This window comes from Pseudomonas sp. R1-1, from assembly GCF_051132135.1.
GTDB lineage: Bacteria > Pseudomonadota > Gammaproteobacteria > Pseudomonadales > Pseudomonadaceae > Aquipseudomonas.
On sequence record NZ_CP071663.1, the window covers coordinates 3510432 to 3536866 of the forward strand.

The window sequence follows — 26435 nt, forward strand, 5'->3', positions numbered from 1 at the left end:
GAAATTACTGCGCCGCGACGGCGGATCGAATTGATCGCAAGGTGGTCAACCCACTTAAGCACGTCTCACGCCATGTGCCACACGGAGGTTCTCAATGACTATCCCGATCCCGGCGGAAACGCCGGACCCGAACATCGACAAACCGACCCTGCCGGAAACCGAACCGCCAGCGGTGCCCGAGCAGGAACCGCCGGGCACCACACCACCCTCGAAAGAAGAACCGCCATCGACGATGCCCCCGGTTATCGTCTAACCTCCCCACACTGATCGTTCCCATGCTCCGCGTGGGAATGCAGCCCGGGACGCTCTGCGTCCCTTCTGAAGCTGGAACGCGGAGCGTCCCTTGAGGCATTCCCACGCGGAGCGTGGGAACGATCACCGTGGCAGCGATCATCAGCGTTTTCAGAGGTGGTCATTCTTGTCGACGTCCTTTTCAAACACCCGCACCACATGAGGCATCACGCTGAAGATCGCCAATGCCAGAATCGTACTCAGCAGCGCCGTCGCCTCCTTGCCCAGCCCCACCGCCACGCCGATCGCCGCAGTCATCCATAAGCCGGCCGCGGTGGTCAGGCCTTTGACGTGGGCCTCGTCGCCCTGCTGATTCTTCAGAATGGTCCCGGCCCCCAGAAAGCCGATCCCGGCAATCACGCCTTGCAAGACCCGGCTCATGGCATCGGATTCCGCGCCCGACGTTTGCGGCACCAGCACGAACAATGCGGCGCCGAGCGCCACCAGCATGTGCGTGCGCACGCCGGCAGCCTTGCCCTTGTGCTCGCGCTCAAAGCCAAGAATGCCGCCGAGCACCGCTGCCATCACCAGGCGTACGGTGATGCGGGTGATTTGCGATGCATCGGCGACGTCGGCAAATTCCGCTTGCAGGGTTTGCCACACTTCTTCCCTCCAGTCTTCCATCGTGCAGTCTCTTGTTATTGGCTTGATAAACGATGGACAACGGCGACCATTAATCGGTTGCGCAGAACGATCGGCGCGCTGCGCTTCCTAACGTACAGATCTCACTGGAACAAGGACTGCCGCGATGCCTGTTCGAATCGATGAAACCAACCCTGAGCAAAAGGTCTGTTTTTTTACCGTTGAACACGGCGAGGAAATACGCCTGTGCAGCGACTTGACTGTGATCACCGACACCGACAGAGCCATGTCGGCGGTCGATATCGAAGGTCAGCGCATCTACCTGACCGAGGCCGAAGTCGATGCACTGACCGTCGCCGGCGCCAAAGACGGCCGCGAACATGTGAAAGCGGACACGGGTGATTCAGTGATTTGACTGACCGTGATCAACACCGCGCGCAAGCGCCTGCGATAGGCGCTCGCGCCTTTATCGGCGTGCTGCTTCAAGTTGACGCAGGCCCTGCGCCAAAGCTCATCTGATCCGCTTTTTATTCAAATACCTGAGTCTGTTCTGCAAACAGATCGCCGCTCATAGTGCTCCGGCCTGATGGAGGCTGATGAGCGAACGACCATGAGCGAACGAATCCCCGTCCGAACCGTTGAAGCGTCCCCCACCCAAGCGCCTCATATAAAGAAGGTGCCCGCACGCCCGCTGAAGGCGACATTCAAGTCCAGCGACACCCAGATTCACACCCGCAGCTTCACCGGTCTGTTTCGCAGGTTGCGCCTCAGCGGCGCGGGGGTTCTGTTTGCCTTGTTCTTCGGCACGGTATGGCTGAATTGGGGCGGTCGCCAGGCGGTGCTGTGGGATCTGGCCGAAAGTAAATTCCATATCTTTGGCGCAACCTTCTGGCCACAGGATTTCATTCTGCTCTCGGCGCTGCTGATCATCGCCGCGTTCGGCCTGTTCGCCATCACCGTGTTCGCCGGCCGCGTCTGGTGTGGCTATACCTGCCCGCAAAGTTCGTGGACGTGGATTTTCATGTGGTGCGAGAAGATCACCGAAGGCGAACGCAACCAGCGCATCAAACTGCAAGCCGCGCCGTGGACCCTGAACAAACTGGCGCGGCGCGCGGCCAAGCACACCCTGTGGCTGGCGATCAGCGTGCTCACCGGGCTGACCTTCGTCGGCTACTTCACGCCGATCCGGCCCCTTGCCGAGGAGCTGCTGACGTTGCAGATCGGCGGTGTCAGCTTGTTCTGGGTGTTGTTCTTCACCGCCGCCACTTACATCAATGCCGGTTGGCTGCGCGAGGCGGTGTGCATGCACATGTGTCCTTATGCGCGGTTCCAGAGCGTGATGTTCGATAAGGACACCCTGACCATCGCCTACGACGCCGCCCGCGGCGAAAACCGTGGGCCGCGCAAACGCGAGATCAAACCCGTCGAAGCCGGACTTGGCGATTGCATCGATTGCCAGTTGTGCGTGCAGGTCTGCCCGACCGGCATCGATATCCGCGACGGCTTGCAAATGGAATGCATCGGTTGCGCCGCGTGCATCGATGCCTGCGATTCGATCATGGACAAGATGAACTACCCGCGCGGGCTGATCCGCTACAGTTCCGAGCGCGAACTGCAGGGCGGCAAGACGCATCTGTTGCGTCCTCGTTTGATCGGCTACACGCTGGTGCTGTTGGTAATGATCGGCGCGCTGGCGCTGGCGTTGGTGGAGCGGCCGATGGTCTCGCTGGACGTGACCAAGGACCGTGGGCTGTTTCGCGAAAATGCTCAGGGGCAGATCGAGAACATCTACAGCCTCAAAGTCATCAACAAGACCCAACAGCGGCAGAACTACAACCTGAGCCTGGTCGACGCGGATGGCTTCCAGTTACAAGGCCAGACTCAACTGAGCCTGGCGCCCGGCGAGATTGTCGATGTGCCCGTATCCGTGGCGATGACCAGCGAACGGCCGAGCAGCAGCTCGCAAACGTTGGGTTTCAAGATCGCCGACAGCGACGAGCCACAGGTGTACAGCGTGGCCAAGAGCAGGTTTGTCGCGCCGATGAATCGTTGAGCCGTTAGAATCGCGCCCCTCACCCCAGCCCTCTCCCGAGGGAGAGGGAGCCGACCGAGGTGTATGACTTTCTGCATCAACCTGCAAAACCGAGTCGATTATGGATTCAACACAGCCAGCTCAGGTCGGCATATATCTTATGCATCCCCCAATCAGTCCCCTCTCCCGAGGGAGAGGGAGCCGACCGAGGTGTATGACTTCCTGCATCAACCTGCAAAACCGAGTCGATTATGGATTCAACACAGCCAGCTCAGGTCGGCATGTTTCTTGAGCATCCCCCAATCAGTCCCCTCTCCCTCTGGGAGAGGGCTAGGGTGAGGGGCCTTTCCCTGACACACCACAAAAATCAAGAGCACCAAGGCCCCCAATGAAACGCTACGAAAAATTCGCCGACGACATCGCTGAACTGATCCGGTCCGGCGTCCTCGGCCCCGGCCAGCGCGTGCCGTCGGTGCGTTACGCCAGCCAGACCTACGGCGTCAGCCCTTCGACGGTGTTTCAGGCCTACTACCTGCTCGAGCGTCGCGGCCTGATCCGCGCGCGGCCGCGTTCCGGCTATTTCGTCAACACTCATGCGCCAAGCCCGTTTTCCGAGCCAGTGATCAGCCATCAGGTCAATGAGTCCACCGAAGTCGACGTCAGCGAACTGGTGTTCTCGGTACTCGATTCGATCAAGGACCCGAACACCGTACCCTTCGGCTCGGCCTTCCCCAGCCCGACCCTGTTCCCGCTGCAACGGCTGTCGCGCTCGTTGGCCAGCGCCGCGCGCGAGATGGACCCGCGCATGGTGGTCACCGACATGTCGCCGGGCAACCCGCAATTGCGTCGGCAGATCGCCCTGCGCTACATGGTCGGCGGGCTGATGCTGCCAATGGAAGAACTGCTGATCACCAACGGCGCCCTCGAAGCATTGAACCTGTGCCTGCAAGCCGTGACCGAACCCGGCGATCTGGTGGCCATCGAAGCCCCGGCGTTCTATGCCAGCCTGCAAGTGCTCGAGCGGCTCAAGCTCAAGGCCGTGGAAATTCCCGTGCATCCGCGCGACGGCATCGACCTCGGCGTGCTCGCGCAGACGCTCGAACGCCATCCGATCAAGGCCTGCTGGTGCATGACCAGTTTTCAGAACCCGATGGGCGCGACCATGCCCGAGGCGAAGAAACAGGAACTGGTCGCATTGCTGCGCGAGCACCAGGTGCCGCTGATCGAAGACGATGTCTACGCCGAACTCTATTACGGCCAGCACGCGCCGAAGCCGGCCAAGGCGTTCGACACCGAAGGGCTGGTGATGCATTGCGGCTCGTTCGCCAAAAGCCTGGCCCCCGGCTACCGCATCGGCTGGGTCGCCGCCGGGCGCTACGCGCAGAAAATCGAACGATTGAAACTGATGACTTCGCTGTGCGCGTCGATGCCGGCGCAAGCAGCGATTGCCGATTACCTGCAACACGGCGGCTACGACCGTCACCTGCGCAAATTGCGCTACGCGCTGGAGGAACAGCAAAGCGCCATGCTCGCCGCCATTGCCCGCTATTTCCCGGCGCAGACGCGGGTCAGCCAGCCGGCAGGCGGGTACTTCTTGTGGCTGGAATTGCCGCCGCAGATGGATTCGCTGAAATTGTTTCAAATGGCGCTGGCACAGGGCATCAGCATCGCGCCGGGGCCGATTTTCTCACCGACCCAGCGCTTTCGAAATTGCATTCGCCTGAACTATGGCAGCCCGTGGACCGAGGATTCGGAAAAGGCCATGGAGACGTTGGGGCGGATTGTGCGGTCGTTCTGACAGACAGATATTGCCTGATCGATCGCCATCGCCAGCAGGCTGGCTCCCACAGTAGATTTGTGAATACAGAACCAATGTGGGAGCCAGCCTGCTCGCGATAGGGCCAGACCAGAAGACGCAGAACTAGCGCCCGCCCCCCAGATCCACAAACGTCCCCGTCGCATACGACGCCTTGTCCGACAACAACCAGACAATCGCCTCCGCCACTTCGTCCGGCCGCCCGCCACGGGCCATGGGGATTGCCGATTCCAGTTTGCTGACCCGCTCCGGGTCGCCACTCAACGCGTGGAAATCGGTATAGATGTAACCCGGGCGCACCGCATTGACGCGAATGCCCTCGCCCGCGACTTCCTTGGACAGGCCAATGGTGAAGGTATCGAGCGCACCCTTAGAGGCGGCGTAATCGACGTATTCGTTGGGCGAACCGAGCCGTGCGGCGACGGACGAGACGTTGACGATGCTGCCACCCTGCCCGCCGTGCTTGGGCGACATGCGCAGGATCGCGTGCTTGGCGCAGAGGATCGGCGCCAGCACGTTGGTTTTCATGATTTTCAGAATACGGAATTCGGACATTTCGTCGACCCGCGACTTTTGCCCGACGGTGCCGGCGTTGTTCACCAGAGCGGTGACCCGGCCCAACTCGCTGTCGACGCGATGGAACAGCGCGATCACTTCATCTTCAATACTGACGTCGGCGCGTACCGCAATGGCTTGGGCGCCCAAGGCACGGACTTGCTCCAGCACGCTTTGCGCGGCCTGTTCATCCGACTGATAGTTGATGCAGATCCGATAGCCCTGCGCGGCAGCCAACAGCGCCGTAGCGGCGCCGATGCCGCGCCCGCCGCCGGTGATCACGATGACTTTATCCATGCTGGCCTTTCCCCCAAATGCACACGTGACAGTCGGGGCCAAGAATAACCGTCATTGCCGGGTTTTGCATAAGGTCTGTGGCGCCCGGTCGGCTGGCCACAGTGGACCTGTTCACTACACAAAACCCTGTGGGAGCCAGCCTGCTGGCGATTGCAGGCGACGCGGTCAATCAGGCCAGCGCCAGCGCCTCACCGCGCACAATGTCCTGCATGAAACGCTCGGCCGGCATCGGATGCCCGAGCAGATAGCCCTGCAGAGAATCACAGCCCAACTGGGTCAGAAACTTCTGCTGCACCCCGGTTTCAACCCCTTCAGCAACAATCCGCAGACCCAACGCCTGCCCCAGCGCGACGATCGCCGAGACAATCGCCGCGTCGTCGCTGTCGTGTTCCAGATCGCGGACAAAACCGCGGTCGATCTTCAGCTCGTTAGCCGGCAGGCGCTTGAGGTACATCAGGCTGGAATATCCGGTGCCGAAGTCATCGATCGACAGGTCGACGCCCATGTCCGACAACTCCTGCAACACCGTCATGCTCGCATCGGCATCGCTCATTGCCGTGGTTTCGGTGATTTCCAGGGTCAGGCTGTTCGCGGGCAAGTGATGCGTGGCCAACGCTTTGGCGACGCTGCGCACCAGCCCGGTGTGGCAGAACTGCAAGGCCGAGAGGTTCACGGCAATCCGCCAGTCGGTGTAACCAAGCACGAACCACTCGCGCATCTGTCGGCAAGCCTCGTTGAGCACCCACTCGCCGATCGGAATGATCAGGCCGCTTTTCTCCGCCAGTTCGATGAACTTGTCCGGCATCAACAGGCCGTGCACCGGGTGCTGCCAGCGCAGCAATGCCTCGGCCCCGACCGCACGACCATTGCCGGCGTCGAACTTGGGCTGGTAATGCAGGCTGAACTGGCTGTGCTCCAGCGCCGCGCGCAGGTCTTGCAGCAACTGCAACTGCTTGCGCGCATTGTTGTTCATCGAGGCGTCGAAAAAGCTGTAGCCGTTTTTCCCGCCGCCCTTGGCGTGGTACATCGCCGCGTCGGCGTTCATCAGCAGTTCCTGGGCGTTCTGACCGTTGCCCGGATACAGGGCGATGCCGACGCTGGCGGAAATCTGCAGATCATGGCCCGCGACGCGGAACGCCTGGGCGACCAAACCCACCTGGCGCGCAGCCAGGCCCAGCGCATCATTGGGTTCGCTCAAACGCACCAACAGGACGAACTCGTCGCCGCCGATCCGCGCCAGCGTGTCCTGGCCGCGCAAGTCTTCGCGCAGACGCACACCGACTTCGCGCAGCAACTCGTCACCCATGTGGTGGCCGAACGCATCGTTGACCGGCTTGAAACCGTCCAGATCGATGAACATCAGCGCGAAACAGCCGCCGTGTTCATGGACTTTTTTCATCGCCTGATTGATGCGGTCGTCGAGCAGCATGCGATTCGGCAGACCGGTCAGGGTGTCGTGCAGCGCCAATTGCGTGAGTTCCCGGTTGGCCACGGTCAGCGAGTGTGCGAGGTCGGCAGTACGTGCTTCGAGGCGCGCATCGAGGATCGAGGTGAGCAAGGCAATCGAAAGCACCGCCAGCGTGGTGATCAGGACCAGACCGTCGAGGCCGTTGCCTTTCAACCCGTTAAGCGTCGCGCCACAGAAGCTGCCAGCCGGGAATTGCGCAGCAGCCATGCCGGTGTAGTGCATGCCGACGATGGCGACCCCCATGATCACCGCCGCGCCGGCGCGAATCAGCCGTACATAAGGTGAATGCTGGCGCAGATGGAAGGCGATCCACAGCGCTGCGGCCGAAGCGCCGACGGCGATCAGCAACGAAGCGCCGAACAGTGCCGGATCGTAATCGATGCCCGGCGTCATGCGCATCGCCGCCATGCCGGTGTAATGCATGGCACTGATGCCGGCGCCCATGATCAGCGCGCCGAAGCCCAGTTGCAGGATCGGCAGCTTCGGCTGGCTGACCAGCCACAGCGCAAAGCCGCAGGACAGTACGGCAATCAGCAGCGACAGCGCAGTGAGGACGATGTCGTAGCCCAGATCGATCGGCAGTTTGAAGGCGAGCATGCCGATGAAGTGCATCGACCATACGCCGACGCCCATGGCGAACGCGCCGCCGGCCGTCCAGAAATGCACGGCGCGGCCCTTGGCAGTGGCGATGCGGCCGGTGAGGTCGAGTGCGGTGTAGGAAGCGAGAATCGCCACGCACAACGAAATGAAAACCAGAGTGGAAGAGTAACTACCGATGAGCATGGGGATTCTCGTGGCCACCCAACGCACAATCGCGTCCATTCTCGGTCGGGCAAATGCGGCGATTGTACTGATTGCGTAGAAGAACGCACTGACAAAGTTATCAAATGGCCATCAAGCCGATGAAGCGGTGTCGGATCGTCCTACAACCGGCTGATTGATCGTTCCCACGCTCCGCGTGGGAATGCCTCAACGGACGCTCCGCGTTCGGCTCTGGATGGGACGCAGAGCGTTCCGGGATGCATTCCCACGCAGAGCGTGGGAACGATCGCTCGGCCAGGTTATTGCGTGTCGCTGACTTCCAGCTGACCATCCCAGCCACCGCCCAGCGCGGCAATCAATTGCACACTGGCGATCAAACGGCTCTGCAGAATATTCAGCACACTGCGCTCGTTGCTCAGCGCCGTGGCCTGCACCACGACCACGTCGATATAGGCAATCAGCCCGGCCTTGTACTGGTTTTCGGTCAGACGCAAGGAATCGCGCGCTGCGTCGAGCGCTTCCTGGCGTACTGCGGCTTCTTCTTCATACACCTTGAGCTGCACCAGATAGTTTTCCACTTCGCGAAAACCGTCGAGCACGGTCTGCCGGTACTGGGCCACGGTCTGGTCGTACACCGCTTCGGTGCGGTCGACTTCCGCCGAGCGCTGGCCGCCGTCGAACAACGGCAACGCCAGTTTCGGTCCCACCGACCAGAAACGGTTCGGCAGGCTGATCAGGTTCTGCGAAGTACTGCTGCTATAGCCGCCACTCAAACTCAGGGTCAGGTCCGGGTAGTACGCGGCTTTCGCCACGCCGATATTGGCGTTGGCGGCAATCACCGAACGCTCCGCCGAAGCAATGTCCGGACGCCGTTCCAGCAATTGCGACGGCAGACTCACCGGCACCTGCGGCAGTTTCGGGATGGTCTGTACTTCGGCAATGCTGAAGTCGGCCGGCGCTTGCCCGGTGAGCACGGCAATGGCGTTCTCGAATTGCGCACGCTGCCAGATCAGGTCGACCAGATCGGCCTGGGTGCTTTTCAGTTGGGTCTGCGCCTGCGCCACCGCGTCACGCCCGGATACCCCGGCGCGGTACTGGTTCTGGGTCATCTGCAACGAACGCTGATAAGCCGCCACCGTCGCTTCGAGCAAACGTTTCTGCTGATCGATGACCCGCAATTGCAGGTAATTCTGCACCAGTTCCGATTGTTGGCTCAGACGCATCGCCGCCAGATCGGCAAAACTGGCCTGGGCGCTGGCCTCGTCGGCTTCGAGTCCGCGACGCAATTTACCCCAGACGTCGGCTTCCCAACTGACACCCAGCTCAGCGTTGTAAGTATCACGAATCCCACTGGAAGAACTGCTCAGGCTCGAACTGCTGCTGCCGGTGCCCTGGCTGGAGCGAGTCTTGCCCAGGCTCAGATCGACACTCGGGTAAAACGCCCCGCGCGCGCTGCGCACCAAGGCCTGGGCCTGGCGATACTGGGCTTCCGACTGGGCCACGGTCTGGTTGGAGCTGTTGAGTTTTTCGATCAGCCCGTTGAGCTGCTGGTCGCCATACAACTCCCACCACGCGCCGCGGGCCAGCGCATCGCTCGGGTTGGCCTGGGTCCAGCCTTCGGCTTCCTTGTACTGAGCGATTTCCGCTGTCTGCGGGCGCTGATAATCCGGGCCGACAGCGCAGGCACTGAGCAGCGCCACGCACAGCGACAGGCTCAGCAAGCGCGAGCCCCGTGCGGTGGCGAAATTGAAAAGCGAACGGTCAGTCATAGCGGAGTTTCCAGAGCGGCGTCAGTGCGCACGCCACGCCATTTGTTGAAACGATGGCGCAGCTTGTCGAGATAGAGGTAAACCACCGGAGTGGTGTAAAGCGTGAGGACTTGGCTGAAGACCAGCCCGCCAATGATGGTCAGGCCCAGCGGCTGGCGCATTTCCGCACCTTCGGCACGGCCGAGCAGCAGCGGCAAGGCGCCGAGAATCGCCGCCAGCGTGGTCATCAGAATCGGTCGCAGCCGTTGCAGACAGGCGCTGCGGATCGATTCCAGCGGCGACAGGCCCTGATGGCGTTCCAGTTGCAAAGCGAGGTCGATCATCAGAATGGCGTTTTTCTTCACCACGCCGATCAGCAGGAACAGGCCCAGCAAGGAGATCAGGCTGAACTCGCTACCCAACACATAGATCGACAGCAACGCGCCAACACCCGCCGATGGCAGCGTGGAAAGGATGGTCAGCGGATGAATATAGCTTTCATACAACACGCCGAGCACCAGATACACCGCCAGCAGTGCGCCGAGAATCATGAACGGCTGGCTTTTTTGCGTCGCGGCAAAGGCATCGGCGGTACCGGCCATTTTCGCGATAACGTCTTCCGGCAGTCCAACCTTGGCGATCGCCCGCTCAATCGCGGCACTGCCCTGCTCCACCGTCACGCCTTCGGCCATGTCGAACGCGATGCTCTCGGAGGCGAACTGGCCTTCGTGGCTGACGCGGTCGTCTTCGAGGCTGTTTTCGTAATGGGCGAAGGTCGATAGCGGCACGCGCGCGCCATCGGCGGTAATCACCTGCACCTGCTTCAGCGTCACCGGGTCCTGGGCGTATTTCGGATTGACCTCCATCACCACCTGATATTGGTTGAGGCTGTCGTAGATGGTTGAAATCTGCCGCTGGCTGTAGGCGTTGTTGAGCACGGCGGTGACCATGTCCATGTCGACGCCGAGGCGTTTGGCCTGATCGCGATCCACGATCAGCGTGACTTGCTGCGCCCCCGCCCCTTCACGGGCATCGATTGCAGTCAGTTCAGGCAAGGCGCGCAACGCGGTGACCACTTTCGGGTACCACTTGCGCAGCTCGCCCAGATCACCGCTTTGCAGGATGTAGCTGTACTGCGAAGTGGTCTGCTCGCGGCCGCCGCCGAATTGCAGGTCCTGGTCGGCCATTAGCATCAGTTGTGCGCCGGGGACCTTGGGCATTTCCTTGCGCAGGCGTTCGATGACCTTCTGTGCGTTGAGCTGGCGGTCCTTGATCGGCTTCAGGCGCACCAGCATGAAGGCGTTGTTGGTGCCGTTGCTGCCACCGATGAAGCCGGCGACACTCTCTACCGCAGCGTCCTTGAGCACAGCGCGGCGGAAGATTTCCATTTTCGGCTGCATCACGCTGAACGACAGCCCGTCGTCGCCGCGCACGAAACCGATTAACTGGCCGGTGTCCTGCTGGGGCATGAAGGTTTTCGGCACCACCACGTACAGGGCGACGTTGACCGCGACGGTGATCAACAGGCTGAACAGGGTCAAACGGCGGTGACGCAGCACCCAGTCGAGACTGCTGGCGTACTTGTCGACCATCCAGTCGTTGGTCCGCTGGCTCCAGCGTTGCAGGCGATTTTCCTGCCCCGGCGTGTGCGGCTTGAGCCAGCGCGCGCAGAGCATCGGCGTCAACGTCAGGGAGACCACCAGCGAGACGATGATTGCCGCCGCGAGGGTGATGGAAAACTCGCGGAACAGGCTTTCGACAATCCCGCCCATGAACAGAATCGACAGGAACACGGCCACCAGCGAGACGTTCATCGACAGCAAGGTGAAACCGACTTCCTTGGCCCCGAGGTAAGCGGCCTGCATCGGTTTGACGCCTTCGTCGATGTGCCGGGAAATGTTCTCCAGCACCACGATGGCGTCGTCCACCACCAGACCGGTGGCGAGAATCAGCGCCATCAGCGACAGGTTGTTCAGCGAGAAACCATACAGGTACATCACCGCAAAAGTGCCGACCAGCGACACCGGTACGGCCAGGGACGGAATCAGCGACGCGCGGAAATTCCCGAGAAACAGGAACACCACCACAATCACCAGGGCCACGGCGATCAACAGGGTCATTTCCGCTTCGTGCAGAGTCGCCTTGATCACCGGCGAGCGGTCCATCGCCAGGTTCAGCTTGACGCTGGCCGGCAATACCGCTTGCAAGGCCGGCAGCTGCGCCTTGATCTCGTTGACGGTCTCGATGATGTTCGCACCGGCCTGGCGGTTGATCACCAACAGCACCGCCGCGTCATCGTTGAAGAAACCGCTGTTGTAACGGTCTTCGACGCCATCACTGACCTTGGCCACGTCCTTGAGGCGCAGCGCCGCGCCGTCGGCGTAGTGGATGATCAGCGACTCGTAGTCCTTGGCCTTCTCCAACTGGTCATTGGCCTGGATCTGCCACAGGCGCTGACCGTCCTCGACCGAACCTTTGGGCCGGCGCACGTTGGCTTCGGCGATGGTCTTGCGCACATCGTCGAGCGCCACGCCGTACTGGTTCAGCGCCTGCGGCTCAAGTTCGATGCGCACTGCCGGCAGCGAACTGCCGCCGATCTGCACTTCGCCAACGCCCTGCACCTGGGACAGGCTCTGCGAAAGGATGGTCGAGGCGAGGTCGTAGAGCTGGCCTTTTTCCAGCACGTCCGAGGTCAGCGAAAGCACCATGATCGGTGCCTGCGACGGGTTGACCTTTTTATAGGTCGGCATGCTGCGCATCCCGCTTGGCAGCAGATTGCGCGACGCGTTGATCGCCGCCTGCACTTCCCGCGCAGCGCCATTGATGTCGCGGTCGAGGTCAAACTGCAGAATGACCCGGGTCGAGCCCTGACTGGAGCGACTGCTCATGGTATTGACGCCAGCAATCGCACCGAACGAACGCTCCAGCGGCGTCGCCACCGTCGACGCCATCACTTCCGGGCTGGCACCGGGCAGGCTCGCCTGCACGACAATCACCGGGAAATCCATCTGCGGCAGCGGCGATACCGGCAGCAGACCGAAACTGACGCCACCGAGCAGCATGATGGCCAACGAAAGCAGCATGGTTGCCACGGGGCGCTTGATGAACGGACCGGAGAGATTCATCGAGCGCTATTCCCAATTTCACGCCGACCCCTTGCAGGAGTGAGCCTGCTCGCGATAGCGGTGTGTCTGTGCAGATTGATAATGAGTGTGCCGACGCCATCGCGAGCAGGCTCACTCCTACAGAGGTTGCGTGCGATCATGCGGAGACCTCTTCGCCTTCTGCCTTGCGCTTGCCAAAGCGCCGGCCGAGTCGGTCGAAGTACAGGTAGATCACCGGTGTGGTGAACAGCGTCAGCACCTGGCTCACCAGCAACCCGCCGACCATCACCAGACCCAGCGGTTGACGCAGTTCAGCGCCGGAACCGGTCGCGAGCATCAACGGCACCGCGCCAAACAATGCCGCCAGCGTGGTCATCAGGATCGGCCGGAAGCGCAGCAGCGCTGCCTGGTAGATCGCCTGTTCCGGGGCCATGCCCTGGGTGCGTTCGGCATCGAGGGCGAAGTCGATCATCATGATCGCGTTCTTTTTCACGATACCGATCAGCAGAATGATGCCGATGATCGCGATCATCCCCAGATCGTTGCCGCTGAGCAGCAGCGCGAGCAACGCACCGACCGCCGCCGAAGGCAGCGTCGAAAGGATCGTGATCGGGTGGATATAGCTTTCGTACAGCACGCCGAGCACGATGTACATGGTCACCACCGCCGCCAGAATCAGCAGCAAGGTGCTCGACAGCGACGCCTGGAAGGCTTCGGCCGCGCCCTGGAACTGAGTCTGCACGCCGACCGGCATGCCAATCTCCTGCTGCACCTGTTCGATCACGTCGACCGCATGCCCCAGCGCCACGCCGGGAGCGAGGTTGAAGGACATCATCACCGCCGGGAACTGGCCGATATGGGTAATTGCCAACTGCGCCTGGCGCTCTTCGACATGGGCCAGACTCGACAGCCGCACCTGCGCGTCATCGGTGGTCTTGACGTAGATCTGGTCCAGCGCCTGCGGGCCGATGCGCTCACCGGCCTGGGCCTGCAGCACCACACGGTACTGGCTGGCCTGGGTGTAAATGGTCGAGATCTGCCGCTGACCAAAAGCGTCGTACAGCGCATCGGTGATGTTCGACACCGAAACGCCAAGGCGTGAAGCGGCGTCGCGGTCGATCACCAGATAGACCTGCAAGCCCTTGTCCTGCAAATCACTGGCGACGTCAGTCAGTTCCGGGCGTTGGGCCAGTGCCTCGACCAGCCGCCCGCTCCATTGACTCAGTAACTCGGCGTCCGGCGAGGACATGCTGAACTGGTATTGGGTGCGGCTGACGCGGTCTTCGATGGTCAGGTCCTGCACCGGCTGCATGAACAGGCGGATACCCACCAGTTTGTCGAGCTTGGGTTGCAGACGCGCGATCACTTCACTGGCGCTCAGATCACGCTCGCTGTGGGGCTTGAGATTGATCAGCAAGCGGCCACTGTTGAGGGTGGCGTTATCGCCATCGACACCGATATACGACGACAGGCTTTGCACCGCCGGATCTTCGAGGATGACCCGGGCCAGTTCCTGCTGGCGCTCGCCCATGGCGGCAAAGGAGATCGACTGCGGCGCCTCGGAAATCCCCTGGATCACGCCGGTGTCCTGAACCGGGAAGAAGCCCTTGGGTACGACCATGTAGAGGAACACCGTCAGCGCCAGTGTGCCGATAGCCACCAGCAAGGTCAGCGGCTGATGTTTGAGGACCCACTGCAACATGCGCCCGTAGCCGGCGATCATCCAGTCAATGAAGGCACCACTGGCCCGATAGAAACGGCCCTGCTCGTGCTCCTGCGGTTCACGTTTGAGCAGGCGTGCGCACATCATTGGCGTCAGGGTCAGCGACACCACCAGCGAAATCAGGATCGCCACCGCGAGGGTAATCGCGAATTCGCGGAACAGCCGTCCGACTACGTCGGCCATGAATAACAGCGGGATCAATACGGCGATCAGCGACAGGGTCAGGGAAATCAGGGTAAAGCCGATCTGTCTGGCGCCCTTGAGCGCGGCCTGCATCGGACTGTCGCCTTCCTCGATGAAGCGCGAAATGTTTTCCAGCATGACGATCGCGTCGTCGACCACGAAACCGGTGGCAATGGTCAGCGCCATCAGGGTCAGGTTGTTGACCGAGAACCCGGCCAGGTACATCACGCCGAACGTGCCGATCAGCGACAGTGGCACGGCCACCGACGGGATGATCGTCGCGCTGAAACGACGCAGGAACAGGAACGTCACCATCACCACCAGAGCAATGGCGATGAGCAGTTCATGCTGCACGTCGGTAACCGAAGCGCGGATGGTCTGGGTACGATCAGTGAGTACCGTCACGTCGAGGCCGGCCGGCAGATTGTCGGTGATGCTTGGCAGCAATGCCTTGATGCGGTCGACCACCTCGATCACGTTGGCACCGGGCTGGCGCTGAATGTTCAGCAATACCGCCTGATTCTGGTTGGCCCACGCCGCCAGACGTTCGTTCTCGGCGCCATCGACGATCTCGGCGACGTCCTTGAGCCGCAGCGGCGCGCCGTTCTTGTAGGCAAGAATCAGGTTGGCGTAGTCCTCGGGCGAGGTCAGCTGGTCGTTGGCATCGAGCATCGAGACGCGCGTCGGGCCGTCGAAGTTGCCTTTCGGCTGGTTGACGTTAGAGGCGCTGATCAAGGTGCGCACGTCCGACAGGTTCAGGCTGTTCGCCGCCAAAGCCTCCGGGTTGACCTTGATCCGCACCGCCTGACGCTGGCCGCCGGCAATGCTGACCATGCCGACCCCGCTGATCTGGGCGATCTTCTGCGCCATACGCGTATCGACCAGATCGTTGAGTTTGGGCAGCAGCATGGTTTTCGAGGTGATCGCCAGTGTCAGCACCGGCGTATCAGCGGGGTTGACCTTGTTGTACACCGGCGGTGCCGGCAAGTCGGTCGGCAGCAGATTGGTCGCCGCGTTGATCGCCGCCTGCACCTGCTGTTCGGCGACATCCATATTGATGTCGAGGCTGAAACGCAGGGTCAGCACCGAAGCGCCGCCGGAACTGGTCGAGGCCATCTGCGTCAGACCGGGCATCTGCCCGAACTGGCGCTCGAGCGGCGCCGTCACTGCGCTGGTCATTACATCCGGGCTGGCGCCGGGATACAGAGTCATGACGCGGATGGTCGGGTAATCAACCTGAGGCAGCGCCGACACCGGCAACAGGCGATAAGCGATGAGACCGGCCAGGACAATGGCCAGCATGCTCAGGGTGGTGGCTACCGGTCGGAGGATGAACAGCCGCGAAATGTTCATGCGCCCTTCTTGGCCTTGTCAGTCACGGCGGCGTCCGGCGCGTTGGCAGCGGATTTGCCTTGCAGGTGTTCGGTCGGCGTGGTCGGCACCTCATTGCTGTCGTTGACCACTTCCACTTCACTGCCTTCCTTGAGGCGGTCGGTGCCTTCCAGCACCACGCGGTCGCCGGCGGCCAGGCCTTCGGTGACAACGGTGTTCTCGCCATCACTGGCACCGATCTTCAACTGGCGGATGGTGACTTTCTTGTCGCCGTCCAGCGCATAAACGAAGGTGCCATTGGTGCCGAACTGAATCGCAGCCGACGGTGCCAGCACCACGCCCTTCAGCGTGTCCGCGAGCAAATGGATATTGACGAACTGATTGGGGAACAGCGCCTGATCGCGGTTATCGTAACGAGCCTTGAATTTCAGGGTGCCGGTGGCGACGTCGATCTGGTTGTCGAGGCTTTGCAGTACACCGGTGGCCTGCAGTTTGCTGTCGCCGCGATCCCACGCCTCGGCCGACAGTCTGGCACCGCTGCGATAGCGCGCGAGCACGGTGTCGAGGCTGTTTTCCGGCAAGGTGAAAGCCACGCTGATTGGCTGCGTCTGGGTAATGACTGCCAGCGCCGTGGTGTCGTTGGCGGTGACGAGGTTACCGACGTCCACCTGACGCAAGCCGACGCGCCCGGCAATCGGTGCGCGGATTTTGGTGAATTCGAGGTTGAGCTTGGCATCGTTGACCGCGGCCTGATTGGTCTTGACCGTGCCCAGATACTGACCGACCAACGCTTCGGCGGTATCGAGTGTCTGTTTGGCAATGCTGTCTTCTTTATACAGGCCGCGATAACGCTCGACGTCGACCTGAGCGTTTTTCAACTGCGCCTGGTTCTGCAGCAAGGTGCCCTCGGCCTGGAGCAAGGCGTTCTGGTACGGACGCGGATCGATCTCGGCCAGGACATCGCCAGCCTTGACCATTTGCCCTTCTTCGAAATTGATCTTCATCAGCTCGCCGCCGACCCGGCTGCGCACGTTGATGGTATTGAGCGCGGTCACGGTGCCCAGCGCCTTGTAATACAGCGGGAAGTCCCCGGTGACTGCCGGCGCCACGCGCACCGGAATCGGCCCGGTGCCGCCGCCGAATCCTGGCCGCATCATTCCCGAACGCCCGGCGTGCCCAGCCGCAGTCTTGTCCGCGCCCTCCTTGTGGGCGGAACCGGCGGGCCAGAATTTCCAGCACAGGACGGCGATCACCAACAGGACAAGCAGGCTGATCAGCCAGCGACGGGATTTGCGGGAGGACGATTGCATGGAGTGATTAACCATTGGGCGCGTGAGCTTCTATTACGGGAGGCTGAACGATAAGCACTGACTGGATTTAAGCAAAGCAGCTTTACCGGCAATTTACCTTGCACTTACGTTTCAAGGTGTGAGGCAAAACCCTGATACACAAATGAAAACGGCCTGGACAGGGCCAGGCCGTTAACAATTGTAAAAGCCTTACTTGAGAACGGACAGTGCCGCTTCGTAGTTTGGCTCTTCAGCGATTTCCTTGACCAGTTCGCTGTGCAGAACGGTGTCGTTCTCGTCCAGCACGACCACGGCACGGGCGGTCAGGCCTTTCAGCGGGCCGTCAGCGATGGCCACGCCGTAGTTTTCGATGAACTCGGCACCGCGTAGGGTCGACAGGTTCTTGACGTTTTCCAGACCTTCGGCACCGCAGAAACGCGCCTGGGCGAACGGCAGGTCCGCGGAAATGCACAGCACCACGGTGTTTGCGATGTCGTTGCCCTGGGCGTTGAACTTGCGCACGGAGGTGGCGCAGGTCGGGGTGTCGACGCTTGGGAAGATGTTGAGGATTTTGCGCTTGCCGGCAAAGTCTTTCAGGGTAACGTCAGACAGATCGCCGGCAACCAGAGAAAAGGCTGGCGCCTTGGAACCGGCTTGTGGCAACTGGCCGTTGACTTGAACCGGATTGCCTTTAAGGGTGACTTGAGCCATGACTTGAGTCCTTCTGATGTTTTTGATTGGAAAGCATGCAAGAGGCGGAAGTTAACCATGAAATGGCCCAGCGAGCTAAACCCTTCGATGAATTGTTGGGGTGCGTCGCGGAAAATTGTATACAACCCAGCGCCCATCCCCCTGTAGGAGTGAGCCTGCTCGCGATAGCGGTGTGTCAGAGATTCATACATTGGCTGACACACCGCTATCGCGAGCAGGCTCACTCCTACAGTTTTTTGCGGTGTTGCGTGAAATGGTGTCGATTCAGCGCTGCCCCATTCGACCAGTGAGTGAAACCTCCCCTTTTTTCAGGAGCATCCGCCATGCGTTTCATGATTCTTGTCAAAGCCAGCGCCGATTCGGAAGCCGGTGTCATGCCCAGCGAAGAACTGCTGACCGCCATGGGCAATTTCAACGAAGAACTGGCCCAGGCCGGCGTTCTGGTCAGCGCCGATGGGCTGCATCCGAGCAGCAAGGGCGCACGGGTCAGATTTTCCGGGGACAAGCGCAGCGTGATCGACGGCCCGTTCATCGAGACCAAGGAGCTGATCGCCGGCTACTGGGTCTGGGAAGTCAAATCGAAGGAAGAAGCCATCGAGTGGGTCAAGCGCTGCCCCAATCCGATGCCTGGGACCGAGGCCGAAATCGAGATCCGCCAGATATTTACCGCGGAAGACTTCGGCGCCGAGTTCATTCCCGAGGCGCGAGCGCAGGAAGAAAGGATCCGTGAACAAATGATGAAACCAAAGAATTAATCCGTTCGACTGGCTAACCCCCGATTAGCTGCTAGCGTCAGACAGACGTGTCCTACAGGCTTGATTAAACAAGGGATTACGCCGTAACGGCCAACAAGTGCCGAGTTATCCGTAAGCCGTAGGGAAAATCGGGGTGTGTCCGGCCGCCAATCTCCAGGCCAGCATCAGCTCAAGCTGGAATCTAAAGCTCGCCCCCCAAAAACCGCCCCGAAGGCAATGGCTTCAGCGTCAACCTGACCCTGGCATTTTTCTAGACCCGGCCACAAAGGACTGTCCCCATGACCGCGCTCAGCGACCTCAACGCCCTGCAAGCCAGCATCGCCGAAGCGGTGCTCGGTCAGGATCAAGTCATCCGGCAGATCCTGCTCAGCCTCTTGGCCAACGGCCATTTGCTGCTGGAAAGCCTGCCGGGGCTGGCCAAGACCCGTACGGTCAAAGCCCTGGCCAAACACCTCGACGCGAAAATGAGCCGCATCCAGTTCACCCCGGACCTGCTGCCCTCGGACATCACCGGTGCCGAGGTGCTGCATCAGGTCGAGGGCAAAAACGAAATTCGTTTTCAGCCCGGCCCGCTGTTCGGCAACCTGATTCTCGCCGACGAGATCAACCGCGCCCCGGCCAAGGTCCAGGCGGCCCTGCTCGAAGCCATGGAGGAACGCCAGATCACCGTGGCCGGCAACAGCCATGCGCTGCCGGAGTTGTTCATCGTCGTGGCGACGCAAAACCCGATCGAGCAGGAAGGCACCTACCCGCTGCCGGAAGCGCAGATGGACCGTTTTCTAATGAAGGTGCTGCTCGATTATCCGAGCGCCGAAAACGAAAGTCAGGTGCTGCGCCTGTTGCGTAACGAAGAGTTTGCCCAAGGCGCAAGTACCGCGCCGGCCAAGGGGTTCAACCTCGCCCAGGAAGTGATTTTCGCGGCGCGCAAGGAAGTCAGCGCGGTGCACGTCTCGCCGGCCATCGACAGCTACCTGATCGACCTGATCAACGCCACCCGCTACCCCGCCGATTACGACGAAGATCTGGCACGCTGGATCGCCATCGGCGCCAGCCCGCGCGGTGGTATCGGTCTGGACCGTTGTGCGCGCGCCGATGCGTGGCTGCAGGGGCAGGATTTCGTTTCCCCGGACAACGTCCGCGCGGTGGTGCATCCGGTGCTGCGCCATCGTCTGCAACTGAGTTACGACGCGGTCGCCGACGGCGTCAGTGCCGATCAGGTGCTGGACCGCATTCTCGATAAAGTCGCGATTCCGGCATGAACACCGACGGACTGGTCTACGTGTCTCTTGCGCAATTGATGGCGCTGGAGTTCAAGGCCCGTGACCTGAGTTTTCTCGCCCGCCAGCCACGCGGCAGCATTCTTGCCGGCAACCATGCCTCGCGGCTGCGCGGGCGCGGTTTGAACTTCGATGAGCTGCGCCGCTATCAGCCCGGCGATGACTTGCGCCACCTCGACTGGCGTGCGTCCTTGCGCACCGGCAAACCGGTAGTGCGTACCTTCACCGAGGAACGCGACCGCCCGGCGCTGATCGTGGTCGACCAGCGCATGTCGATGTTCTTCGGCTCGCAGCGCAGCTTCAAATCTGCCCTTGCCGCCGAGCTTGCAGCGTTGGCGGCATGGATGGTGTTCAACGCCGGGGATCGCGTTGGCGGGCTGGTATTCAACGACCAGCGCATCGACGCCGTCGCGCCGTTGCGCAGCCGCAAACGCGTGGAGGCGTTGCTCAGTCGCGTCGCCGAACATAATCAGGCGCTGCACGCGAGCAACCCTGACGCTGAAGACGAAGCACAGCTGGACACCGCCCTGCAACGCTGCCTCGCACTGGCCGGGCATGATCACCTGGTCTGCATTGTCAGCGACTTTGCCGGAGCCGGCCCGCGCACCTTGCAGTTGCTGAGGCAATTGGCGGCGCATAACGATGTGATCGCCTTGCAGGTCTACGATCCGCTGGCGCTGAAGTTGCCGAACGATGGCCGACTGTTGGTCACTCAGGGCGAGTTGCAGGTCGAACTGGCAGTCGACAAGCGCAATGTACGTAAGCCGTTGGCGGATTTTCTCAGCGGTCGTCTGCAAGACGTTGCCAGCCTGCTGCGCCGCAGTCAGGTGCCGCTGATGATGTTCAGCAGTGCTGAAACCGCCCACGAACAATTGCGCGCGGAACTGGGTAAAAACGCCGGAGCACGGCGGTGAATCCGGATATTCCCAGTATCGACCAGCTCAAGGAGTTGAGCCTGCCGGCACCGGTCAGCTACGCGCCGCAGACGTGGGGTTGGTGGGTACTGCTCGGGATGTTGTTGCTCGCCGCGTTGCTGGTCGGTTTGCGACGTTATGGGCAATGGCGCAGAGATGCTTATCGACGCGAAGGCCTGGCGCGACTGGCGCAGTTGCGCGAGCGCAGTGATGACTTGAATGCCTTGCGCGAACTGCCGGAACTGCTCAAGCGCGTGGCGCTGTCGATGCCCACACAATCGCTGCGCTGGAATCCGATCAATGTAGGAGTGAGCCTGCTCGCGATAGCGTCTTCACGTTCAACATCTATGTCGACTGATCGGACGCCATCGCGAGCAGGCGAAGGCCTACATGAGGTTTCGGCGCTTGGGAGGGACGACTGGCAAGCCTTCCTGCAACGCCACAGCAAAAAACCACTCCCCGCCGACTTCAGCACTCAACTCGCGCAACTCGCCTACGCCCCTGACGACACTCTGCGCGCCCTGCCCGCGCCGCAACGTCAGGCGCTGTTCGACACCTGCCAATACTGGGTGGAGCATCACCATGTGGCAGCTTGATTACCCATGGCTGTTGCTGCTGATGCCGCTGCCCTGGCTGGCTTACCGCTATCTGCCCGCCTACAACGAGGCGCGCAGCGCCGTGCGCGTGCCGTTCTTTGCCGCGATGAGCCGCGCGATCAGCGAAGCACCGGGCGTCGTCGGCAGCCGCCGCAATCGCTGGCAACTGCTGCTCAACCTGCTGGTCTGGGCGCTGATCCTGCTCGCTGCCGCGCGCCCGGTATTGGTCGAAAAGCCTCTGGAACGGCAGCAACCGGTGCGCGACTTGATGCTCGCAATCGACCTGTCGCAATCGATGGAAACCGAAGATTTCACCAATGCCAACGGCGAGAAAATCAATCGCCTCGCGGCGGTGAAGGACGTCGTGCAAGGCTTCATCGACAGGCGCAAGGATGATCGCCTCGGCCTGATCGTGTTCGGCAGCGGCGCCTATCCGCAGGCGCCGCTGACCCTCGATCACGCCAGCCTGTCGCTTCTGCTCGCCGACACTGGCATCGGCATGGCAGGCCCCAACACGGCGATTGGCGATGCCATCGGTTTGAGTCTCAAGTTGCTGGATCAGGCACACGAGCAGGAAAAAGTGTTGATCCTGCTCACCGACGGCAATGACACCAGCAGCGCGATTACCCCGGACCACGCGGCACAAATGGCAGCGAGCAAAGGCGTGATCATTCACACCATCGGCATCGGCGACCCGACCGCGTCCGGCGAGGCCAAGGTCAACCTGCCGGCACTGGAACAGATCGCCCGCAGCACGGGCGGTCAGTTCTTCCGCGCCGAAGACCGCAACGCGCTGAATCAGGTCTACGACACCCTCGATCGCCTCACGCCGCATCAGGTGAAAACCCTCAGCCATCAGCCGCAGCGTGAACTGTTTTATTGGCCGTTGGCTGCCGCGCTGCTGATCCTGGCGCTGTATCACCTTGGCGCCCTGCTGCGGGTTCGGCTGGCCTTCGCACGCCAGCGCGAGGAGGCTTGAGATGGAGATCAACCTCAGCGATCTGCATTTCCTGCGCCCGGCATGGCTGCTGCTCGGGCTGTTCGCGGCGTTTTTACCGCTGCTCTGGCGCCGCGGCCGCGACTTGCAACGACAGCTGCGCGGGCAGATCGCCGAACACCTGCTGGCGCATTTGTTGGTCACGCCTGAGGATCATCAGCGCCTGCGCCCGGTGCATGGGCTCTGCGCGTTGTTGATGCTCGGCGCGCTCGCCGCTGCCGGCCCGACCTGGGAACAGGACCGGCCCGATTTTCTGGAAAACCGCGCAGCGCTGATCTTCGCGGTGGATCTGTCGCCGTCAATGGATGCCAGCGATGTGCAGCCAACCCGACTGGAAGCGGTGAAACACAAGCTGCACGATCTGATCCAGCGTCGTGCCGGCGCGCGCACCGCACTGATTGCCTACGCCGGCAGTGCCCATCTGGTGTTGCCGACGACCGATGATCCGGCGCTGCTCGATACCTTTATCCAAGCGTTGAACACGGGGCTGATCGATAAACCGGGCAAGAACGTTGGTGCCGTGATCGATCAGGCGAAACGCTTGCTCGATGCGGAAAAAACGCCCGGCACCCTGCTGCTGCTCACCGACGGCGCCGACATCGCGCAGCTCGGCGACCTTGATCAGCGTTTGCGCGGAAGCGCCTTGCAGGTACTGGTACTCGCGGTCGGCAGTGTTGACGGCGGCGTCATTCAGGGCGCCAACGGCCAACCGCGCAGCGATGGCAACGGGCGCCCGGTGCTGGGCAGCTTCGATCAGGCCGCGCTCAAGCAACTGGCATCTGCGGTTGATGCGCCGCTGGGCAGCCTGACCCTCAACAACGACGATCTGGACTGGATCGAACTGCACGCGCAACGGCACTTTCAGACCAGCAGCGCCGAACAGCGCGAACTCCACTGGAAAGACGCCGGCTACTGGCTGTGCTGGCCACTCTTGCTGCTGGCGCTGTTCAACGTGCGCAAGGGCTGGAGCGTCAATTGGCTGCCGGCGCTGTTGCTCGCTGCGGGGCTGGGCTGGCCCGCCGCGCCGGCGCAGGCCAACGCGCTGACCGATGCTTTTTTCACCCGCGATCAGCAGGGCCGCTGGGCCTTCGAACACGATCATTTGCCGCAGGCGGCGGCGCTGTTTATCGACCCATACTGGAAAGGCGTTGCGGCGTATCACGCAGCCGATTACGACCTCGCACTGGCGACGTTTGCGCGGCTGGACACGCCGCAGGCGTATTTCTATCTGGGCAACATTTACGTGCGCCGTTTCAAGTTCGATCAGGCCATCGCTGCGTATACCCAGGCCTTGAAACTGCGACCACAGTTCCCAGAAGCCATGGCCAATCTGGCCCTCGCGCAGGCGCTGCTGAAAGACACCGAAAGCGCCGAGCGGAACGCCCCTGAAACCAAACCCGACGAGGTGAAATTCGACAAGGCACCGGGCAAGGGCCAGAGCAAAGCGATCAAGACCGAGCAGGCGGTGTCCGATGCGTTGTGGTTGCAGAACCTGACCACCTCGCCGGCGAAGTTTTTGCGGCAGAAGTTCAGGTTGCAGGATCAGCAGGAAGCCAGGCCATGAACCGAGTCGCGGCCATCGCCAGCAGGCTGGCTCCCACACTGGATCTCCATTCACCGCAATCTCCCTGTGGCAGCCAGCCTGCTGGCGATAGCGACCGCCTGATCGCGATGACTTTACCGATCTTGATCATCAGCAGCCTGTTCACATTTCAAGCATTGGCCGCCGAACCCCAACTCAAGGTCCAGGCCCATCTGCAACCCGCCGAAGGGGCGATGGTTGGCGGTCTGGTCGAGCTGCAACTCGATGTTCTCACCGACACCTGGTTCACCAGCGCCGCCACCCTGCCCGATCTCAATCTCGACGGTGCCTTGGTCACGCCGCCGGACGGTCAGGCGCAGCACCTCAATCAGACCTTCGACGGCGTGGCTTTCAGCGGCCTGCGCTACCGCTACCTGATCACGCCGAACGTCGCGCAAACCTTCGCTATTCCGGCCCTGACCGTGCGCGCCACACCCGGCCAGGCCAGCGCTGAACTCAGCGCGCAGAGCCAACCGTTGCAGTTCAGCGCTACGCGGCCGCCGGGTTTTGCCGAGGGCGAAACGCCGCTGGTAGCAACGGCGCTGCGCTTTACCCAGGAAATCGTCCATTCGGCCACGCCGCTGAAAGTCGGCGACAGCATCCGCCGGCAGTTGACCCTGCAAGCGGACGGCGCGTTGGCGATGGCCCTGCCGATTCCTCAATTTGGCAATGTCGGTGGCCTGAGTCGCTATGTGCAAAACCCGCAAGTCAGCGCCATGGACGACGGTCGCGGCAATGTCCTCGGAGGGCAGCGCATCGACAGCGTCAGCTACCGCGTCGATCAGGCCGGTGCGTACACGCTGCCGGCAATCGAGATGAAATGGTGGGACGTTACGGCGCAACAACTGCGCCGCGCACAAGTCCCGGCGGTCACCTTCGAGGCCGTGGCGAACAACGCTTATCAACCGGTGTTTTCAATCACTGAAGACCTCCAGCAACTGGATCGCGATCCACTGCGTTTCTCCACCCGCTGGTTGCTCTGGCTGAGCGTATTGGTCGCACTGATCAGCGCCGTTTATCGGCTGCGCCCTGCGTTCACTCGCGCCAGGCAGCGCTGGCAGGCGCGCCGACACGCCAGGCAGCTAGCGTGGCTGCAATCGCCTGCATTCGCATGGCAACAAATCAATGGCCAGTTGCAAGCCCGCCCGGCGCAATTGAGCGCCCTGTATCTGTGGCTGCGACGCAGTCGCCTGGGGCTGAAACTGGTCGAGGCCGGGCCGCGTTTGCAGGGACTGTTACGCGGGCTTTACGGACGTCAACCGACCACTGAGCAAACACTTGTTCAACTGCGCCAATCCTTGACTACGCTACAAAGTCAGGCCGAACAGCAGAGGTTAAAAAAGGCTTCGGCGCTGCGTCCGCTCAACCCCGTTCACGAGAAGGATTTCCCATGACGAACCCGATGCTGTACCGCCAACGTTTCGGACTCGCCTTGCTGTTTACTTTGGCCCTGCCATTGCTTGCCCAGGCCAGCGAGCCGCTACCGTCGTGGCAGGAAGGCCCGGCGAAAAAAAGCATTATCGAATTTGTCCAGGCCGTGACCGACCAGAGCAGCAAGGACTTCGTCAAACCCGCCGACCGGATCGCCGTGTTCGACAACGACGGTACGCTGTGGAGTGAACAGCCCGCCTATTTCGAGCTGCTGTTTGCCTTCGATGAGATCAAGCGCAACGCGGCGCAGCATCCGGAATGGAAAACCACGCAACCCTTCAAAGCGGTTCTTGAGAGCGATCACAAAGCCTTGGCCGCGACCGGCATGGAGGGCGTGCTGAAGATCGTCGGCGCGACGCACACCGGCATGACCACCGAAGCCTTTGATGATTACGCGAAAACCTGGCTGAGCCAGGCGCGCCATCCGAAAACCGGCAAGCCGTACACCGAAATGATCTTCCAGCCGATGCTGGAAATGCTCGACTACCTGCGCAGCCAGGACTTCAAGACCTACATCGTTTCCGGCGGTGACACCGGTTTCATGCGCGCCTTCGCCGAGAAGGTCTACGGCATCCCGCCCGAGCAAGTGATCGGCACCACGTTCATCACCTCGTTCCAGTACAAGGATGGCAAGGCCTCGATCCTGCGTACGCCGAAACTGGCGCACAACGACGACGGCCCCGGCAAACCGGAAAGCATCGACGCGGTCATCGGCAAACGCCCGATCCTCGCCTTCGGCAATTCCGATGGTGACCTGCAGATGCTGCAGTGGACGGCCGCCGGGCCGGGCAAACGATTCATGGGGCTGGTGCATCACACCGACGCCAAACGCGAATGGGCCTATGACCGCCAATCCAGCATTGGCCGGCTCGACCTGGCTCTCGACGAAGCGAAATCCCGCGGCTGGACCGTGGTCGACATGGCTGCCGAATGGCGGCGTATCTACCCGTTCGAACCGCTGGCCACCGAGCAGGTGCAATAAAAGAAAGC

At 61.5% G+C, this 26435-nt stretch carries 20 protein-coding genes and 1 pseudogene; 13 read left to right on the forward strand and 8 right to left on the reverse strand.

Annotated elements, in window-relative coordinates; translation table 11 throughout:
- Nucleotides 1–94: 94 nt before the first annotated feature.
- Complete coding sequence (locus tag J3P75_RS15765) at nucleotides 95–253, forward strand: hypothetical protein (protein ID WP_434707348.1); 159 nt, start codon at nucleotides 95–97, stop codon at nucleotides 251–253.
- 149 nt (nucleotides 254–402) lie between these two features.
- On the opposite strand, the gene J3P75_RS15770 is transcribed toward J3P75_RS15765, so the two are convergent.
- The gene (locus J3P75_RS15770) at nucleotides 403–915 is read right to left on the reverse strand and encodes an MgtC/SapB family protein (RefSeq protein WP_434707349.1); all 513 of its coding nucleotides are present in this window, start codon (nucleotides 913–915) and stop codon (nucleotides 403–405) included.
- A gap of 124 nt (nucleotides 916–1039) precedes the next feature.
- Here J3P75_RS15770 and J3P75_RS15775 point away from each other — a divergent pair, with 124 nt between their 5' ends.
- The 3 genes from J3P75_RS15775 (at nucleotide 1040) to mapR (ending at nucleotide 4703) form a co-directional block, all read left to right on the forward strand.
- Entirely contained in the window at nucleotides 1040–1288 is a 249-nt protein-coding gene (locus J3P75_RS15775) for a DUF3203 family protein (protein ID WP_434707350.1), read from the forward strand.
- 195 nt (nucleotides 1289–1483) lie between these two features.
- Complete coding sequence (gene ccoG / locus J3P75_RS15780) at nucleotides 1484–2926, forward strand: cytochrome c oxidase accessory protein CcoG (RefSeq protein WP_434707351.1); 1443 nt, start codon at nucleotides 1484–1486, stop codon at nucleotides 2924–2926.
- A 367-nt stretch (nucleotides 2927–3293) separates the two neighbouring features.
- The gene (mapR, locus tag J3P75_RS15785; RefSeq protein WP_434589291.1) at nucleotides 3294–4703 is read left to right on the forward strand and encodes a GntR family transcriptional regulator MpaR; all 1410 of its coding nucleotides are present in this window, start codon (nucleotides 3294–3296) and stop codon (nucleotides 4701–4703) included.
- A gap of 123 nt (nucleotides 4704–4826) precedes the next feature.
- Here mapR and J3P75_RS15790 read toward each other — a convergent pair whose 3' ends face one another.
- The 7 genes from J3P75_RS15790 to tpx form a co-directional block, all read right to left on the reverse strand.
- Nucleotides 4827–5573, reverse strand: coding sequence for an SDR family oxidoreductase (locus tag J3P75_RS15790; protein WP_203418240.1), 747 nt, complete (start codon nucleotides 5571–5573; stop codon nucleotides 4827–4829).
- A gap of 169 nt (nucleotides 5574–5742) precedes the next feature.
- Entirely contained in the window at nucleotides 5743–7824 is a 2082-nt protein-coding gene (locus J3P75_RS15795; RefSeq protein WP_434707352.1) for a putative bifunctional diguanylate cyclase/phosphodiesterase, read from the reverse strand.
- 278 nt (nucleotides 7825–8102) lie between these two features.
- Entirely contained in the window at nucleotides 8103–9572 is a 1470-nt protein-coding gene (locus J3P75_RS15800; protein ID WP_336355690.1) for an efflux transporter outer membrane subunit, read from the reverse strand.
- Nucleotides 9569–12676, reverse strand: a complete 3108-nt coding sequence (locus tag J3P75_RS15805; RefSeq protein WP_434707353.1) for an efflux RND transporter permease subunit — start codon at nucleotides 12674–12676, stop codon at nucleotides 9569–9571. Before J3P75_RS15805 ends, J3P75_RS15800 begins: the two co-directional genes overlap by 4 nt.
- A gap of 136 nt (nucleotides 12677–12812) precedes the next feature.
- Entirely contained in the window at nucleotides 12813–15914 is a 3102-nt protein-coding gene (locus J3P75_RS15810; protein WP_434707354.1) for an MdtB/MuxB family multidrug efflux RND transporter permease subunit, read from the reverse strand.
- The gene (locus J3P75_RS15815; protein ID WP_434707355.1) at nucleotides 15911–17218 is read right to left on the reverse strand and encodes an MdtA/MuxA family multidrug efflux RND transporter periplasmic adaptor subunit; all 1308 of its coding nucleotides are present in this window, start codon (nucleotides 17216–17218) and stop codon (nucleotides 15911–15913) included. The genes J3P75_RS15810 and J3P75_RS15815 overlap by 4 nt, the downstream gene beginning before the upstream one ends.
- Before the next feature lie 174 nt (nucleotides 17219–17392).
- Nucleotides 17393–17893 (reverse strand): thiol peroxidase, encoded by a 501-nt coding sequence (gene tpx / locus J3P75_RS15820; RefSeq protein WP_434707356.1) that lies wholly within the window; start codon nucleotides 17891–17893, stop codon nucleotides 17393–17395.
- A 323-nt stretch (nucleotides 17894–18216) separates the two neighbouring features.
- On the opposite strand from tpx, the gene J3P75_RS15825 reads away from it, so the two are divergent.
- The 9 genes and pseudogenes from J3P75_RS15825 (at nucleotide 18217) to J3P75_RS15865 (ending at nucleotide 26427) form a co-directional block, all read left to right on the forward strand.
- Nucleotides 18217–18648 carry a YciI family protein gene (locus tag J3P75_RS15825; RefSeq protein WP_434707357.1) on the forward strand — a complete coding sequence of 144 codons (432 nt, stop codon included), beginning with the start codon at nucleotides 18217–18219 and terminating at the stop codon, nucleotides 18646–18648.
- Between the two features lie 145 nt (nucleotides 18649–18793).
- Nucleotides 18794–18902, forward strand: a pseudogene (locus J3P75_RS15830) (SphA family protein); the annotation flags it as partial.
- A gap of 24 nt (nucleotides 18903–18926) precedes the next feature.
- Nucleotides 18927–19907 (forward strand): AAA family ATPase, encoded by a 981-nt coding sequence (locus J3P75_RS15835; RefSeq protein ID WP_434707358.1) that lies wholly within the window; start codon nucleotides 18927–18929, stop codon nucleotides 19905–19907.
- Nucleotides 19904–20839, forward strand: a complete 936-nt coding sequence (locus tag J3P75_RS15840) for a DUF58 domain-containing protein (RefSeq protein ID WP_434707359.1) — start codon at nucleotides 19904–19906, stop codon at nucleotides 20837–20839. The genes J3P75_RS15835 and J3P75_RS15840 overlap by 4 nt, the downstream gene beginning before the upstream one ends.
- Nucleotides 20836–21435: a DUF4381 domain-containing protein gene (locus tag J3P75_RS15845; protein WP_434707360.1), complete on the forward strand. Its 600-nt coding sequence runs from the start codon at nucleotides 20836–20838 to the stop codon at nucleotides 21433–21435. The genes J3P75_RS15840 and J3P75_RS15845 overlap by 4 nt, the downstream gene beginning before the upstream one ends.
- A complete protein-coding gene (locus tag J3P75_RS15850; protein ID WP_434707361.1) occupies nucleotides 21422–22414 on the forward strand; it encodes a vWA domain-containing protein in 993 nt (330 codons plus the stop codon). Before J3P75_RS15845 ends, J3P75_RS15850 begins: the two co-directional genes overlap by 14 nt.
- Before the next feature lies 1 nt (nucleotide 22415).
- Nucleotides 22416–23996, forward strand: a complete 1581-nt coding sequence (locus J3P75_RS15855; protein WP_434707362.1) for a VWA domain-containing protein — start codon at nucleotides 22416–22418, stop codon at nucleotides 23994–23996.
- Nucleotides 23993–25408: a hypothetical protein gene (locus tag J3P75_RS15860; RefSeq protein WP_434707363.1), complete on the forward strand. Its 1416-nt coding sequence runs from the start codon at nucleotides 23993–23995 to the stop codon at nucleotides 25406–25408. Before J3P75_RS15855 ends, J3P75_RS15860 begins: the two co-directional genes overlap by 4 nt.
- Nucleotides 25405–26427 (forward strand): HAD family hydrolase, encoded by a 1023-nt coding sequence (locus J3P75_RS15865; protein ID WP_434707364.1) that lies wholly within the window; start codon nucleotides 25405–25407, stop codon nucleotides 26425–26427. Before J3P75_RS15860 ends, J3P75_RS15865 begins: the two co-directional genes overlap by 4 nt.
- The last annotated feature ends 8 nt before the right edge of the window (nucleotides 26428–26435 follow it).

What these genes read in the sequence shown, in the direction of transcription:
- J3P75_RS15765 (WP_434707348.1), top strand. Translation starts at nt 95, where the DNA reads ATGACTATCCCGATCCCGGCGGAAACGCCGGACCCGAACATCGACAAA.
- J3P75_RS15770 (WP_434707349.1), bottom strand. Translation starts at nt 915, where the DNA reads ATGGAAGACTGGAGGGAAGAAGTGTGGCAAACCCTGCAAGCGGAATTT.
- J3P75_RS15775 (WP_434707350.1), top strand. Translation starts at nt 1,040, where the DNA reads ATGCCTGTTCGAATCGATGAAACCAACCCTGAGCAAAAGGTCTGTTTT.
- ccoG (WP_434707351.1), top strand. Translation starts at nt 1,484, where the DNA reads ATGAGCGAACGAATCCCCGTCCGAACCGTTGAAGCGTCCCCCACCCAA.
- mapR (WP_434589291.1), top strand. Translation starts at nt 3,294, where the DNA reads ATGAAACGCTACGAAAAATTCGCCGACGACATCGCTGAACTGATCCGG.
- J3P75_RS15790 (WP_203418240.1), bottom strand. Translation starts at nt 5,573, where the DNA reads ATGGATAAAGTCATCGTGATCACCGGCGGCGGGCGCGGCATCGGCGCC.
- J3P75_RS15795 (WP_434707352.1), bottom strand. Translation starts at nt 7,824, where the DNA reads ATGCTCATCGGTAGTTACTCTTCCACTCTGGTTTTCATTTCGTTGTGC.
- J3P75_RS15800 (WP_336355690.1), bottom strand. Translation starts at nt 9,572, where the DNA reads ATGACTGACCGTTCGCTTTTCAATTTCGCCACCGCACGGGGCTCGCGC.
- J3P75_RS15805 (WP_434707353.1), bottom strand. Translation starts at nt 12,676, where the DNA reads ATGAATCTCTCCGGTCCGTTCATCAAGCGCCCCGTGGCAACCATGCTG.
- J3P75_RS15810 (WP_434707354.1), bottom strand. Translation starts at nt 15,914, where the DNA reads ATGAACATTTCGCGGCTGTTCATCCTCCGACCGGTAGCCACCACCCTG.
- J3P75_RS15815 (WP_434707355.1), bottom strand. Translation starts at nt 17,218, where the DNA reads ATGGTTAATCACTCCATGCAATCGTCCTCCCGCAAATCCCGTCGCTGG.
- tpx (WP_434707356.1), bottom strand. Translation starts at nt 17,893, where the DNA reads ATGGCTCAAGTCACCCTTAAAGGCAATCCGGTTCAAGTCAACGGCCAG.
- J3P75_RS15825 (WP_434707357.1), top strand. Translation starts at nt 18,217, where the DNA reads ATGCGTTTCATGATTCTTGTCAAAGCCAGCGCCGATTCGGAAGCCGGT.
- J3P75_RS15835 (WP_434707358.1), top strand. Translation starts at nt 18,927, where the DNA reads ATGACCGCGCTCAGCGACCTCAACGCCCTGCAAGCCAGCATCGCCGAA.
- J3P75_RS15840 (WP_434707359.1), top strand. Translation starts at nt 19,904, where the DNA reads ATGAACACCGACGGACTGGTCTACGTGTCTCTTGCGCAATTGATGGCG.
- J3P75_RS15850 (WP_434707361.1), top strand. Translation starts at nt 21,422, where the DNA reads ATGTGGCAGCTTGATTACCCATGGCTGTTGCTGCTGATGCCGCTGCCC.
- J3P75_RS15855 (WP_434707362.1), top strand. Translation starts at nt 22,416, where the DNA reads ATGGAGATCAACCTCAGCGATCTGCATTTCCTGCGCCCGGCATGGCTG.
- J3P75_RS15860 (WP_434707363.1), top strand. Translation starts at nt 23,993, where the DNA reads ATGAACCGAGTCGCGGCCATCGCCAGCAGGCTGGCTCCCACACTGGAT.
- J3P75_RS15865 (WP_434707364.1), top strand. Translation starts at nt 25,405, where the DNA reads ATGACGAACCCGATGCTGTACCGCCAACGTTTCGGACTCGCCTTGCTG.